At 43.4% G+C, this 13,815-nt stretch carries 11 protein-coding genes; 9 read left to right on the plus strand and 2 right to left on the minus strand.

All coding sequences use genetic code 11. The features are described from left to right. The first annotated feature begins 21 nt into the window (after window positions 1–21). A complete protein-coding gene (locus NSQ58_RS11560) occupies window positions 22–2,283 on the plus strand; it encodes a helix-turn-helix domain-containing protein (protein WP_341057437.1) in 2,262 nt (753 codons plus the stop codon). Here the strand turns inward: NSQ58_RS11560 and NSQ58_RS11565 are convergent. After that, a complete protein-coding gene (locus tag NSQ58_RS11565; protein WP_028540498.1) occupies window positions 2,280–3,179 on the minus strand; it encodes a carbohydrate ABC transporter permease in 900 nt (299 codons plus the stop codon). The genes NSQ58_RS11560 and NSQ58_RS11565 overlap by 4 nt on opposite strands. Before the next feature lie 269 nt (window positions 3,180–3,448). On the opposite strand from NSQ58_RS11565, the gene NSQ58_RS11570 reads away from it, so the two are divergent. From NSQ58_RS11570 to NSQ58_RS11600, 7 genes are all read left to right on the plus strand, one after another. Further along, window positions 3,449–4,408 carry an ABC transporter permease gene (locus NSQ58_RS11570; protein ID WP_023989418.1) on the plus strand — a complete coding sequence of 320 codons (960 nt, stop codon included), beginning with the start codon at window positions 3,449–3,451 and terminating at the stop codon, window positions 4,406–4,408. 21 nt (window positions 4,409–4,429) lie between these two features. Next, window positions 4,430–5,053 (plus strand): YesL family protein, encoded by a 624-nt coding sequence (locus NSQ58_RS11575; protein WP_209942853.1) that lies wholly within the window; start codon window positions 4,430–4,432, stop codon window positions 5,051–5,053. A gap of 28 nt (window positions 5,054–5,081) precedes the next feature. Continuing rightward, window positions 5,082–6,602 carry an extracellular solute-binding protein gene (locus NSQ58_RS11580; RefSeq protein ID WP_028540499.1) on the plus strand — a complete coding sequence of 507 codons (1,521 nt, stop codon included), beginning with the start codon at window positions 5,082–5,084 and terminating at the stop codon, window positions 6,600–6,602. 134 nt (window positions 6,603–6,736) lie between these two features. Continuing rightward, window positions 6,737–8,098 (plus strand): glycoside hydrolase family 28 protein, encoded by a 1,362-nt coding sequence (locus NSQ58_RS11585; RefSeq protein WP_340858372.1) that lies wholly within the window; start codon window positions 6,737–6,739, stop codon window positions 8,096–8,098. A 23-nt stretch (window positions 8,099–8,121) separates the two neighbouring features. Continuing rightward, window positions 8,122–9,006 carry a dienelactone hydrolase family protein gene (locus NSQ58_RS11590; RefSeq protein WP_023989414.1) on the plus strand — a complete coding sequence of 295 codons (885 nt, stop codon included), beginning with the start codon at window positions 8,122–8,124 and terminating at the stop codon, window positions 9,004–9,006. 25 nt (window positions 9,007–9,031) lie between these two features. Beyond that, window positions 9,032–9,988 carry a pectinesterase family protein gene (locus tag NSQ58_RS11595; RefSeq protein ID WP_023989413.1) on the plus strand — a complete coding sequence of 319 codons (957 nt, stop codon included), beginning with the start codon at window positions 9,032–9,034 and terminating at the stop codon, window positions 9,986–9,988. Window positions 9,989–10,004: 16 nt separating this feature from the next. Further along, window positions 10,005–11,582 (plus strand): glycoside hydrolase family 43 protein, encoded by a 1,578-nt coding sequence (locus NSQ58_RS11600; RefSeq protein ID WP_076158530.1) that lies wholly within the window; start codon window positions 10,005–10,007, stop codon window positions 11,580–11,582. A 64-nt stretch (window positions 11,583–11,646) separates the two neighbouring features. On the opposite strand, the gene NSQ58_RS11605 is transcribed toward NSQ58_RS11600, so the two are convergent. Then, window positions 11,647–12,534, minus strand: coding sequence for a LysR family transcriptional regulator (locus NSQ58_RS11605; RefSeq protein ID WP_076158527.1), 888 nt, complete (start codon window positions 12,532–12,534; stop codon window positions 11,647–11,649). Window positions 12,535–12,652: 118 nt separating this feature from the next. Here NSQ58_RS11605 and NSQ58_RS11610 point away from each other — a divergent pair, with 118 nt between their 5' ends. Further along, on the plus strand, window positions 12,653–13,678 hold the full coding sequence (locus tag NSQ58_RS11610; protein WP_069080405.1) for a YeiH family protein: 1,026 nt from the start codon (window positions 12,653–12,655) through the stop codon (window positions 13,676–13,678). The last annotated feature ends 137 nt before the right edge of the window (window positions 13,679–13,815 follow it).

Genomic DNA, 13,815 nt, shown 5'->3' on the forward strand with positions numbered 1-13,815 from the left:
AAGAGCCAGAGGGGGAGCGCAATGAAAAAAGGAAGAATGTTCTATACTATTTTTATTACGATTCTGGTTTTGGGAATAGGATTGGTGGCCAGTTTTGGCAGCTATATCTATTTTACAACAATTAGCTCCGTTGTGGAGAGAGTTTCCAATACCAAGCAAAGCTACATGGCACAGATCAGAAATAGTCTGGAGCAGAAAATTCAAACGATTGAATATGCTTTTAATACGTATAGCACGACCAGTTCCTTTAGTGATGTTGTGAAAAATCCCATTACAGAAAAAGATTTTATAGCGTATCGGAATGTGAATACTCAGCTCAATTATATTGCTACGATGGGATTAGAGGGAACGGAATATTCGCTAATCAGTCTAAATCAGAATTGGAGAATCTCCAATGGAAGCCTGTCCTATTTGACGAAAACGGAACGAGAAAAGCTGATTAGTACCTATATCGACCACCAAGAGAAGGGACTATTCTGGGTTAAAACAGATAAAGGAATTCGTTTTGTTAATACCTTGCCTGTATTCTCTAAGAAGAAGCAAGCCATTGCTTTGTCGGATATTTCGCTGCAAACGTTAAATCATACGATTCAAACCGAGGATCATATGGCTGTTTTTATTTTGAATAAACAAGGCGATTTAATGTATGAAACCCAGCCTGCTGAACAATTATTGTCCACCCAACAGCTTCAGCTCATTTCAGAAGCTGCAGTGAAGCCGAACAACACAGGTATGTTAACTTTGGAGAAAACGGATCAGCAGCCTGCACGACAAGTCATTTATGCCAAATCTGCCTATAACAATTGGACTTACTTAACGGTATTAGATAAGAAAGAAATTGCGGATGCCTTTCAAACGACCAAATTTGGGATCATCATGATGGGACTTGTATTAACGCTCTTAATGGTGGTAGTGGCGTACTTCATTGCCATTTACTTTACAAAGCCATTTCAGCAAATAAAACGCAGCTTGCCTAAAAATCCTAATTTCGCTTTCAAAAATGAACCTTCTAAAAATGAAATTGAATGGATTATTAATTCAATCGATAACATTGTAACCGAGAAAGAAAGCTTGGAAAGTCTCATTCAGTCCGAAATGCCACAGTTGGAGACCCAATTGATTCTCAATCTGTTCCGCAAACGTATTTCTGCAGAGGAATTGGCACGAAAAATGCCACGCTTGGGTTATCCGCAGATCGAGAATCAAATGTATATTACCTTGTTAGTCCAACTGGATAATCTGGGAGATCGAGAGCCCTCGGATAAAGATGTTTTGCTGCTGGCTATTAATAAAATCGTAGAAGAAACGATTCCAGAGCAGCAGCGAATGCTTCCCATCATTTTGAACGATAACACTCAGGCCACCATATTAATTTTGACAGGTAAGAGCGAACAGGAAATGAGAAAGCAAGTCCTAGATGATGCGACCCTTTTGGTTCAAAACGTAAAAGAGTATTTGAATGTATCCATCAGCATCGGCATTAGTACGGCGTATGATAACTTATTAGAAAGTAAAGAAGCCTGTGAGATGAGCAAGCAAGCTTTGCATCACCGTTTAAATTTAGGCAAAGAATCAATTATTTTTTATGAAGATATTTCCATGGTCATTTCAGGTCCGGTGCTGCTTCATTATCCTACGGAATTGGAATCAAAACTGTTTGATGCCATCCGAATAGGGGACGAAGAGCAGGTATACCATACCGTGCACTCTTTATTGGAGGAAATGATGATAAAAAACAATCATTCCATGAACTTTGAAGTGCTGTTGGTACGGTTTGTGAATAACCTCATCCAATTGGAGCAGCTATTAGGGATTGAAGTGCTGCTGACGCAAGACAATCATGCCTTGTATCATCGTTTGCTGGACATCCGTAACCCGGAAGAGATAGAACGTATGCTGATAGAGCAAGTTATTTTCCCTATGGTAAAAAGCATGAAGGAGAAGACCAATCAGCAATTCCGCTGTCTCTCGGAAAAAATTGCTGCTATTATCCGTGCTGAATATGACCAGGAATTATCATTAGAACTCATTGGAGACCGACTTCATTACAATCCGAATTATTTAAGCAGTATTTTCAAAAAAGAATACGGAACGACGTTTAGTGAATATCTAATGGGCTACCGGTTACAAATGGGCAAGAAATGGCTTGTTGAGACCGATATGACGATTAAAGAAATCGCTGAGCGACTGCAATATCATAATTCGCAAAACTTTATCCGCTCTTTTCGGAAAAAGGAACAGGTTACACCGGGAGCTTACCGAAAGATGAAGCAAGCCAATTAGCCTTTAACCGCTCCTAATAAAGCTCCTTTGACAAAGTGCTTTTGCACAAATGGATACACGATTAACATCGGAACGGTCGCAATGACAATGACTGCCATCTTAATCGTCTGCGCAGGCGGGATGACATCTACAGCAGTACCTTCTGCCTGCATACCACTGGAAACGATTACAATTTGACGTAGCAAGACTTGAATCGGCCATTTTGCAGAATCATTAATATAGAGAATGGCGTGCATATACGTATTCCAGTAGGCAACAGCGTAGAATAGAGAGATGGTTGCAATAGAAGGCAGGGCTAACGGCAACATAATTTTAAAGAAGATACCAAAATCGTTGCACCCGTCCATCTTGGCTGATTCCTCCAAATCATCTGGCAGCGCCTGAAAAAAGTTACGCATGATAATCAGGTTAAACGCATTAATGGCCACGGGAAGAATCAAGGACCAATACGAATTGATAAGCCCCATGCTTTTTACAACCAGAAATGTCGGAATCATCCCCCCACTAAACAACATAGAGAACACTACAATGAAGTTAATCGTATTGCGGCCAAGTAGATATCTTCGGGATAATCCATAAGCCATAAAAGCAGTAAATATCATACTTACAACTGTACCGACGACCGTTACTCCAACCGAAACCCCGAGACCTCTAAAAATGGTGGGAGTCGACAGAATATAGCGATAGGCATCCAAGGAAAAAGTAACGGGGAATAAAATGAACTTCTTGGCTATCACTTCTTCAGTTGAGGCAAAAGAGCTGGCGATGATATTCAAAAAAGGTAAGAGACAAGTGAGGGCAATGAGAATCAATAGTGTACTGTTTACAATGTTGAAAATACGGCTGCCCAGCGATTCTTTTTTTCGTAACTTTTGTTTTCGTAATGGTTGCGTCAATGTGGTTGACCTCCTCGTAATCGTTTACATGTCAACCTTATCAAGAGGAAAGAATTCCGTATATAATCAAATCTTGAGGTGTTCTCTAATCATGGAGAAAAGCGGATGATCATTAGGTTGTGTTGTAATCATTAGCTAAGGTGAAAAGGTTGAAAAGTAGGCTGTATACTCAATTTTGTAAACGCTATCATTTGATGATTATATGCGGAATGCTGAAAATCGCGTACTCTTGAAAACGTATACAGGAACGTTTGAAGGAGGTCGAACTAATGAAAGTTTCAAGTGTCCCCGCACCAAACATGAAAATGAAAAAGAACAAAAGAACGACAGAAAGCCTTTTACGAATGCAGAAACACAAGTTGCTCTATTTAATGGTTTTACCCGGACTGGTGTACTTCATTATTTTTAAGTACTTTCCTATGGGGGGATTGGTGATTGCATTTCAGGATTATCAAGCTTTTCAGGGAATCACGGGCAGTCCATGGGTAGGAATGAAGCATTTTATTCGTTTGTTTACCGAGCCTACGTTTTTTATGCTGCTTCGTAATACACTGGTTTTGTTTGCGCTGAACATTGTAATCTTTTTTCCATTGCCCATCATTTTGGCACTCATGTTGAACGAGGTTAGGAAGATGTTTTTTAAAAACATTATTCAAACCATCATCTACATCCCGCACTTTATGTCATGGGTTATCATTGTTTCGATTTCTTATGTATTCCTAACCGTAGACGGTGGGGTGCTGAATGAAATGATTGCCGCGCTGGGCGGTGAGAAGATCAGCTTCTTAACTTCTCCTCAATGGCTGCGAACCGTCTACATCGGGCAAGTGATTTGGAAGGAACTTGGCTGGTCTACCATCATTTATCTATCTGCGATTACAGTGGTAGATACGCAATTGTATGAGGCAGCAGAGATGGACGGAGCTGGACGCCTGAGAAAGACATGGCACGTTACCTTGCCTGCGATCCGCCCAGTCATTATTACATTATTAATTTTGAAGATCGGTAGCACGTTGGATTTGGGCTTTGAGCATATGTATCTGCTATTGAACTCATTAAACCGCGAGGTTGCCGAAATCTTTGACACCTACATTTATACTGCGGGCTTAAAGAATGGACAATTAAGTTTCAGTACGACGGTAGGACTTTTTAAAGGTGTAGTAGGGTTAATCCTGATTATGGGCTCCAATCGACTGGCCAAGAAATTTGGTGAAGACGGCGTTTACTAATGACGACGGGAAGGATGCAAAATGGTACGGTTTGTAGAAAACATGAACAAATGGTGCATGCGCCTGCTGCGCCTGGTCTACCTTAACTTGCTTTGGACGGTTGCGACGATTCTGGGCTTGGGTTTTATAGGCGTTGGGCCTGCAACCGTTGCTATGCTTAGTATTTTAAGGCAGTGGATTCGGGGCAATGAGGAAGTCGCCATTTTCTCGACGTTTGTACGTTACTTTAGAGAAAGCTTTAAAGAAGCAGCAATCATTGGCGGGCTTTACAGCCTTGTGGGTTACGTGCTCTACGTGGATATAGTCAACGTCTCGTCCTGGTATGTTCGTGTGGTGACGCTTATTGGAGCCTTTTTGTATCTCATCTCTTTGGCCTACATTTTCCCGCTGCTGGCTCACTATGATTGGAAAGGTATCAGACTGAAGGTCAAAATGTCGATAGTGATTGGATTTTCGTATTTACAATATACGCTTGTTCTTTTTGTAGCCATTGTCGTGCTTTTTGCAGTGATTCTAGGCTTGTACCCAGGAATTCTAACTTTTGCCGGAGCAAGTATTATTGGTTATCTCGTGATGTGGATGACGCATCAGGTGTTCAGCAAAATAGAGCGAGAGGTTCTGGTGAAAGAGGAAGATATGGCATAAATATATAAACAGAAAAGGAGCAAACACGATGAAAAAGGGAATCACGACGAAAAAGGGAGTATCGGGCCTTCTTGCTGTACTAATGGTCATGAGTGTTTTTTTAGCTGCTTGCGGTGACAAGGGAGCTGAGGATCAAAGCGGCCAAACCTATGATCCGAAGTCCAAACTGGAATTTACCTGGTTAAACGTATTGCATACAGCTTCTCCGCCTACAGAAACGATCAAAAGCAAAATTGAAGAATACACCAATTCTAAAATCACGTTCAATTGGGTGCCTGACGCTTCCAAAGAAGAGAGAATCACTACCGCGCTTGCATCCGGCGAATTGGCCGATATGGTGACCCTGACGATGATGACAAATTCTTCAGTACGAAGCTCTTTGAAATCAGGGCTATTCTGGGATGTAGGAAAGTATTTGGATGATTATGAAAATTTGAAGAAAATCCCGCCTGAAGTTCGGGAAGCCGCATCCATTGAAGGGGTACTGTATGGCGTTCCGTTCCAGAAGAATCTGGCTCGGGCGGGTCTGGTCATTCGCCAGGATTGGCTGGATCGCTTGGGACTGAAGGTGCCGACGACACTGGATGAGTTGTATGAAGTTGCGAGAGCGTTTACAGAAGATGATCCGGATGGAAATGGAAAAAATGATACGACTGGGTTTGTTGACAGATCGGATCTACGCTACAGTAGCTTCAAAACTTTAAGTTCCTACTTTGGCACACCTAATGGCTGGAAAGTAGATGAAAGCGGAAAATTTACGCCGGAATTTGATACTCCTCAATATTTGGAGACCTTAAAGTATTCCAATAAATTATACAAAAATGGATATCTCTCTAAAGACTTTGCTGTAACCGCTAAAACGGACCAGCAGCAACAATTTGCACAAGGTAAAGCAGGTATTTATACAGGCATGATCGATATCTCTAACCTCAGAACCTTGTCCCAAGGCTTACAAAAGGGACTGAAGCTGGTACCGGTTAACAAGATTTCGAATGGAGATGGCAAATACCACGTATGGTCTGAGGGAAGCGGGGTAGGAGGTTTGCTGGCATTTCCGAAATCCGAAGTAAAAACAGAAGCTGAGTTGAAGAGACTGCTGCAATTTGTAGATGATTTAATTGACAAAGATGTATATATGTATATGACCGGCGGTATAGAAGGCACTCATTATAAGATCGAAAAAGATGGAGCCTTCAAAATTACGAATACAGATTTGTGGCAAGCAGATGTTCAGCCGTTTTCAAGCTCCAGACCAAGTGAAGTGACCTACAACTTAAAAGATGCCAATCCAGAGAAGGAACTGGCTAATGAATTAGTCCGAGAAAATAATGAATTTGCTGTTCTGGACCCAACCGTGCCACTGGATTCAGTCACCGCTAATGAGCAAGGAACAGAGCTGGAGAAAATCATTACCGACGCCTCCTTCAAATTTATTATGGGTGAGCTTGACGAAGCCGGATTTAAAGCAGCCGTAGAAAACTGGAAAAACTCCGGTGGATCACGGATTACTGCTGAGTACGAGGAAGCGTATAAGAAAACGAAAAAATAATAGTTGAGCATGGCTGTTGCCCCCTGACTCCTTGAATGATTTCTTGGATGTTGAAATCCGGGGGCAGCTTATGCTTTCTTCCCAATACAAAATGGATCTAACATTCACAAAATATAAAGACAGGAGAGAACGAAATGCAATTGTATAACATTGTAGATTATGGAGCAGTTCAGGATGGCACGACGCTGGCTACGGGAGCGATTGCGGCTGCGATTGAAGCGGCCAGCAATGCTGGAGGAGGAACCGTTTTTGTTCCGTCTGGGACGTATCTGACAGGTGCTATCTTTCTGAAAAGTAACATTGAGCTGCATGTAAGCCCTGGCGCAACTCTGTCCTTTAGTACGGAACTGGCTGATTACCCTGTAGTAGAATCCAGATGGGAAGGCGTTCAGCGGGAAGTGCATGCGTCATGCATTTATGGGCAGAACCTTGAGAATATTTCAGTTACAGGTAGCGGAACGCTGGATGGAAATGGTCAGCCGTGGTGGGAAAAGCACCGCAATCATCCAGAGGAGTTACAGTATCCGAGACCCAAATTAATCAGCTTTGACCGTTGTCAGCGGGTTACCATTAAAGATGTTATGTTAAAAAATTCCCCCAGTTGGACTGTAAACCCCATCGCTTGCTATAACGTTACAATTGATAATTTGTCCATTCTTAACCCGGCGGACTCCCCCAATACGGATGGCATTAATCCTGAATCCTGTTCCAATGTTCGTATTAGCAACTGCAATATAGATGTGGGCGATGACTGTATTGCGATCAAAGCAGGAACCGAAGATACACAAGAGCGAATTCCATGTGAAAATATTACGATTACCAACTGTACGATGGTGCATGGACATGGCGCAGTCGTACTGGGAAGCGAAATGAGTGGTGACATTCGTAATGTTACGATCAGCAATTGCGTGTTCAAGCAAACGGATCGGGGCATACGTCTGAAATCCAGACGAGGACGTGGCGGAAGCATCGAGGATATTCGCGTCAGCAACATTGTGATGGAAGATGTAATTTGTCCATTTATTCTGAATCTTTATTATTTCTGCGGCCCTCGGGGCAAAGACAAATATGTGTGGGACAAAAATCCCTATCCGATTACCGATGAAACCCCGTGCTTTAGACGAATCCATTTTTCCGATATTACGGCACGACAGGTTCATGCGGCTGCTGGATTCTTATACGGACTTGCAGAACGATATATTGCTGAAATCACATTTTCCAATATTGATATTTCTATGGCTAAAAATGCAATTCCCGGTCGTCCGGCCATGATGACAGGGATAGAAGATATGAACAACCGTGGTTTTTATCTAGGTAACGTGAAGGATATTCGTTTTCAACATGTGACGATTGAGAATCATGAAGGTCCTGCCTTTTATATTGAAAATGGGGAAGACGTTGAAATCAATCGTTGCCATTCGAAGAATACAGCTCAGCCCGAAAAGCTGATAGAACAAGTAACGATACAACCTTCTGAACAAAATATGATGAATTAGGAGGGCATGAAAGGAGGTACAACGTGGATAAGTTGCAAGCATTGTTGGGAGACCTTCCGGCAGATCGCCCTGTAACGGCAACTCTGCTGAATCAAGAAGAGCGTGAGGGATATCGACTGGAGTGTCTCCTGCTGGACTTGAACGGGATCGAGTCTGTACCCGCTTATGTAGCTACACCCTTACAAGGGAACGGTCCGTTCCCATTGGTCGTTTTTAACCATTCGCATGGAGGCAATTATACGAACGGGCGCAAGGAACTGATCCATAGCAGTTCTTACTTACAGCAGCCCTCGTTTGCTACAACTCTGACAGACATGGGGTACTGTGTATGCTGCATTGACATGTGGGGATTTAATGAACGTGGAGGCAAAACCGAGAGCGAGCTGGTAAAGGAAATGCTCTGGCAGGGCCAAGTGCTGTGGGGCATGATGCTGTATGATAACCGTCGTTTGGTGGATTATATGTGCCAGCGTGAGGACATTGATGCTTCTCGTATCGGAACAATCGGTATGTCGATGGGTGGACTCATGGCATGGTGGATGGCTGCGTTAGATGAACGGATACAGGTCACGGTTGATATTTGTGGACAGGTAGATGCCCATACGCTGATCGCCAAAAGGGGATTGGACCATCATGGCTTCTACTCCTATGTCCCCGGCTTGCTGAAGCATTTTACCACCTTGGATATTCAAAAGCGGATCGTACCTCGTCCACGGATGAGTATAACAGGTCAAAATGACCGGATGTGTCCTATTGAAGGAGTCGAGCATTTGGCAAAAGGGCTGCTGGAAGCTTACCAGGAGGCAGGTCACCCTGAGCATTGGCAGCCTGTGATTGCGGGCGGTGGACATATGGAGACGTTGGAAATGCGAACGGCGTGGCAGTCATTTTTAGCTGAACACCTGTAAATCAAATGAAGGGATCGGGGTAACCATGCTAGTTGGAAAAGAATCCTTTTGTGATTTCCATACGATTCAGGAGGCGATTGCTGTATTGGAGCAGTCGGCTTCCAACGAAATGGAAACGCTAACTATTTTATCAGGTACTTATGAGGAAGAGGTACGAATTTACCGTTCATATCTTCATATTATAGGCATTGGGCAGGTAGAGATTCGAATGGATCGGTATGCCAAGGAGCGGGATGAAGCGGGTGAGGAAATAGGGACCTTTGCGACACCTACTTTATTTTTAGGCGGTAGCCATCTGATCTTGGAAAATCTCACGATTTCCAACACGGCAGGACAGGGAGAAGCCATTGGGCAGGCCGTTGCGGTATACGCTCATTGTGATGAAACGGTCTTTAGAAACTGTACCTTTAAAGGACACCAGGATACTTTATTTACAGGCCCTCTACCTCCTGCACCGAAAGAACGACTCCAGTTTGGTGGAATCCATTTGAAGGAGCATCATAGGCACTATCGGCAGCTCTATCAGCATTGTTATATAGAGGGTACGGTGGACTTTATTTTTGGTGGGGCTACCGCGTATTTTGAAGATTGCGAAATTCGCAGTTTACGCCATCATAAGAACCAAACGAGCTACGTTACAGCTGCCTCTACGCCGCAAGGACAAGCGTATGGTTATGTATTCAACCATTGCTACCTAACTGCAGAGCCTGATATTACTCCGGTTTTTTTGGGGCGTCCGTGGCGGGAATATGCCAAGACCGTATTTGTCGATTGTAAAATGGGCGATCATATTGACCCACGTGGCTGGGACAATTGGGACAATGTTGCGAACGAGAAAACCGTCTGTTATCAAGAATATAACGGACACGATGAAGTTGCTACGTTACGTAAGCAGCGTGTTCCGTGGGCGGATTGTTTTGAAGCGGGAACAGAAGCATGGAGCAAGGAACAGGTTTTTGCTGAAGTTACATTTTGGAAGTAAGGAGAAGTGAGGTCTCATGATGATCCAAAATCCCATATTAAAAGGCTTTAATCCCGATCCGTGTATTACACGTGTCGAAGATACTTACTATATTGTGGTGTCATCGTTTGAGTGGCTGCCTGGAGTGCGGGTGTACCAGTCCAAAGATTTGGCAAATTGGGAGCATTGCACAGATATTTTGACCGATCAGGTTGACTTAAGAGGTAATCCTAAAAATTGTAGCATTTGGGCACCGCAGCTTAGCTATGCAGATGACCTTTTTTATCTGCTCTATACGGATGTGAAAAGCACCAAACGTCCGTTCAAGGATGTTCATAATTTTGTGATGACGGCGCCTACGATCCAAGGACCGTGGTCGGACCCCGTTTATCTTAACAGTAGCGGATTTGATCCGTCTTTATTTCATGATGAGGACGGACGTAAATGGCTGTTGAACGCATTGTGGGATTACCGCATGTTGGAAAGCAATAAATCTTCCGGTATAGTCATGCAGGAGTATGACAGCAAGCAACAACAGCTCATTGGCGAGCCTGTTAAAATCTTTGATTGTACTCCTTTAAAGAAAACAGAAGCGCCTCACATCTACAAGCAAAACGGATATTATTATCTTGTTACAGCGGAAGGCGGAACGGGTACGGGGCATGCCGTTACCGTAGCACGCTCGAAGCAGATATCCGGGCCATATGAAGTAGACCCGCACAACCCAATGCTTACGTCACGTGATCAACTTGATTTCCCGTTACAATGCGCAGGGCATGGCAGTCTTGTACAAACACCAGACGGCGAATGGTACATGGCTCATTTATGCACACGTCCAGTAGAGGGGAAATATGCCATTTTAGGACGGGAAACAGCCTTGCAGCAAGTGTACTGGAATGATGAAGGCTGGCTCCGATTAACTGCTGGGGGCCATACACCTCAATTGGAGGTACCCGCACCTCAAGGGATATTCTCGGTTAAGCAAGAGCAGCAGAGTTATGTTTTTGAGGATTTTTTCGAGGGACCCACATTAGATAAAACGTGGAACACATTGCGTATCCTGGCGGACGATAGCTGGTGTTCATTAAGCCAGCGCCCAGGCTACCTTCGCATTCTGGCTGGAGAATCCATTCAAAGTCTGTTCCAGCATCACGTGCTTGCCATTCGGCAAACGGATCATCATTTCCGGGTAGAAACAGCATTGGAGTATAAGCCGACAAGCTATTTACAAATGGCGGGGCTACTACTGTACCTTAATGAAGAAGATTATTTGTACGCCTATATTAGCTATGAGGAGGGGCAAGGGAAGGTACTGCGCATGATGCGATGTGAAGCCAATACATTTACCTTAGTTCCTCAAGCAATTACGCTTCAGGACGATCTTCCTATACATTTAGCTGTGGAAGTCCATGCATCCCACGGGCAATTTTATTATGGAGTCGGAGACAAACCTGCTTGGAAGCGGCTTTTTGAAATGCAGGATATCAGCTTTTTATCCGGGGGTTTTACAGGAAATTTTGTAGGTATTGCTGCTCATGATATGCAACAATTCCAAGGAAGCTACGCTGATTTTTCTCATTTCTTCTATCATGGTAAGGATCATCTTTCCTCATAAAAAAACATGATAATGATTATGTTGAAAGCACCTTAATGGGTGCTTTTTTCGTTGTTTCTGCACTTTACCTTTTCACATTATAACTTCGCAAAATCTCCAAAAAAGCGGTGCTTGCTTTCGTTTCAAATGTCGAAGAAGGAGTTAGGAAGGAGAATTTTCGAATAACCGGAAGATTACGAATATCCAGTACTTTTAATGTTCCCAGAGCAAGTTCCTTCTGAATGACCCATTGGGACAGCAAAGAAATCCCCAAGCCTGCTTCTACAGACTCTTTGATGATCTGTGTACTGCCAAAATTCATCATATGAGAAGGGGAGAACTGAAACCGTGTAAACATTTTTTCAGCCGCTTCCCGGGTTCCAGAACCTTCTTCCCGCAGAATCCAGATGTCCTCTTGCAGCTCACTTACATCCACTTGAGATTTACCAGCCAAACGGTGATTTTGCGGAACGACGATATACATTCTATCATCAGCAAATGATTCGATGTGTAAATGGTCATGCTGAAATTCTCCTTCGATAATGCCTACATCCAGTTGATTATGGATCATGAGTTTTTCAATTTCCTGGGTGTTGCCGATGGTAATGGAGGGCTGAATGAGTGGATACCGGACCCTCATTTGCGCGATCACATGCGGCAGCACATATTCGCCATACGTGTAGCTTGCGCCGATCGACAGGTTTCCTTTTGCTGTATGCATCAGCTCGTCCACCAAATACTGCATCCGTGTATGGAGACGGATAATCTCCTGAGCATGATGATACACAATTTCACCTGCTTTGGTTAAGCGTACATACTTATTGCTACGCTCCAGGAGGCGGGTTCCTACGCTACGTTCCAGCGTTTGAATATATTGACTTACCGCAGGTTGGGTCATGTGTAACACCTCGGCAGCTCGTGTGAAATTTTGTTTCTCCGCGACCATAACAAATACGATTAAAGATTGGTCCAAGGCCCATTCCTCCAAATTCATCATATCTATTTGCTTATTATCATTATTATAATGATTTATTTTTCTTATGACAAAAACCATATTAAGCTGGATGCATGTAGAATTGGAGGGGTTCACCATGAACAGTCATACACAACACACCAAATTATTTTCGAACAGAGGTCGATTATTCCAGCGTATATTTGGCATTGTCCTCACGATGTTATTTGCTTTGGCAGGCTATGGCCTGAACGAATTGCCAGGCTTTCATTATGTAGGTCCATTGGCTTGTGCCATGTTTCTCGCTATTCTGTACCGACAGTTGTGGGGATACCCTGAAGCTGTGCGCTTGGGAGTTGAGTTTTCATCAAAGAAAATACTACGTGGAGCTATTGTGTTATTTGGGCTGAAGTTGAACATGGATGTTGTCATTCATCATGGACTTGGTTTACTTTTGCGTGATGTGGGCACTGTTGTATTTTCCATCTTTTTTACGGTTTGGCTGGCAAAACGTTTCAAGGCAGATGCTTCGCTTTCACTTCTTCTTGGTATTGGAACAGGAGTTTGCGGTGCAGCAGCGATTGCAGCGGTTTCTCCCTTGTTAAAATCCAAAGATGAGGATACAGCCATAGGGGTAGGACTCATTGCCTTGGTTGGAACGGTATTTGCCATTTTGTTTACTGTGCTTCGGCCCTGGCTCCCTTTGACGGATATGCAATATGGAATCTGGTCGGGTATCAGTTTACATGAAATTGCACATGTGGCCTTAGCTGCAGCGCCTGCCGGACAGGATGCACTTGCAATGGGCTTATTAGCCAAACTGGGGCGTGTTTTCTTACTCATACCGCTCAGCTTTGTTTTAATGTATTGGATGAAACGAACTGGAAAAATTCGTACAGACGCTAAAGTGGAGTTCCCCTGGTTCCTCATCGGCTTTATGGCTACAAGTATTGTGGGCAGCTATGTTTTTGGAAAATATATTGTAGTTCCATCTAGTCTGACGAACGGAATTTCTCAAGTTACCACCTTTATGTTAACGATGGCTATGGTAGGCATGGGGCTGAATGTGAGCTTTAAGGCTTTGCGGGAGAAAGCAATGCTTCCCTTACTGGTACTGTCTGTTACTTCGATCATTCTTACAGGGTTAACATTTTTAACAGTGTGAGCATGAAGTATTCGTTTGTGATAAGATTGCTAGTAAACTAGATTAATAAAACTGGAAAAAGCTCTGCTTGCTGTATAGCTGGCAGAGTTTTTTAGTACTTTTGTATGATAAGACTGAAATATATACTGAATCAATCG

It is taken from the genome of Paenibacillus sp. FSL M7-0134, assembly GCF_038007865.1.
Taxonomy (GTDB): Bacteria; Bacillota; Bacilli; order Paenibacillales; family Paenibacillaceae; genus Paenibacillus; species Paenibacillus polymyxa_B.

What these genes read in the sequence shown, in the direction of transcription:
- NSQ58_RS11560 (WP_341057437.1), top strand. Translation starts at nt 22, where the DNA reads ATGAAAAAAGGAAGAATGTTCTATACTATTTTTATTACGATTCTGGTT.
- NSQ58_RS11575 (WP_209942853.1), top strand. Translation starts at nt 4,430, where the DNA reads ATGGTACGGTTTGTAGAAAACATGAACAAATGGTGCATGCGCCTGCTG.
- NSQ58_RS11595 (WP_023989413.1), top strand. Translation starts at nt 9,032, where the DNA reads ATGCTAGTTGGAAAAGAATCCTTTTGTGATTTCCATACGATTCAGGAG.
- NSQ58_RS11610 (WP_069080405.1), top strand. Translation starts at nt 12,653, where the DNA reads ATGAACAGTCATACACAACACACCAAATTATTTTCGAACAGAGGTCGA.
- NSQ58_RS11580 (WP_028540499.1), top strand. Translation starts at nt 5,082, where the DNA reads ATGAAAAAGGGAATCACGACGAAAAAGGGAGTATCGGGCCTTCTTGCT.
- NSQ58_RS11600 (WP_076158530.1), top strand. Translation starts at nt 10,005, where the DNA reads ATGATGATCCAAAATCCCATATTAAAAGGCTTTAATCCCGATCCGTGT.
- NSQ58_RS11585 (WP_340858372.1), top strand. Translation starts at nt 6,737, where the DNA reads ATGCAATTGTATAACATTGTAGATTATGGAGCAGTTCAGGATGGCACG.
- NSQ58_RS11570 (WP_023989418.1), top strand. Translation starts at nt 3,449, where the DNA reads ATGAAAGTTTCAAGTGTCCCCGCACCAAACATGAAAATGAAAAAGAAC.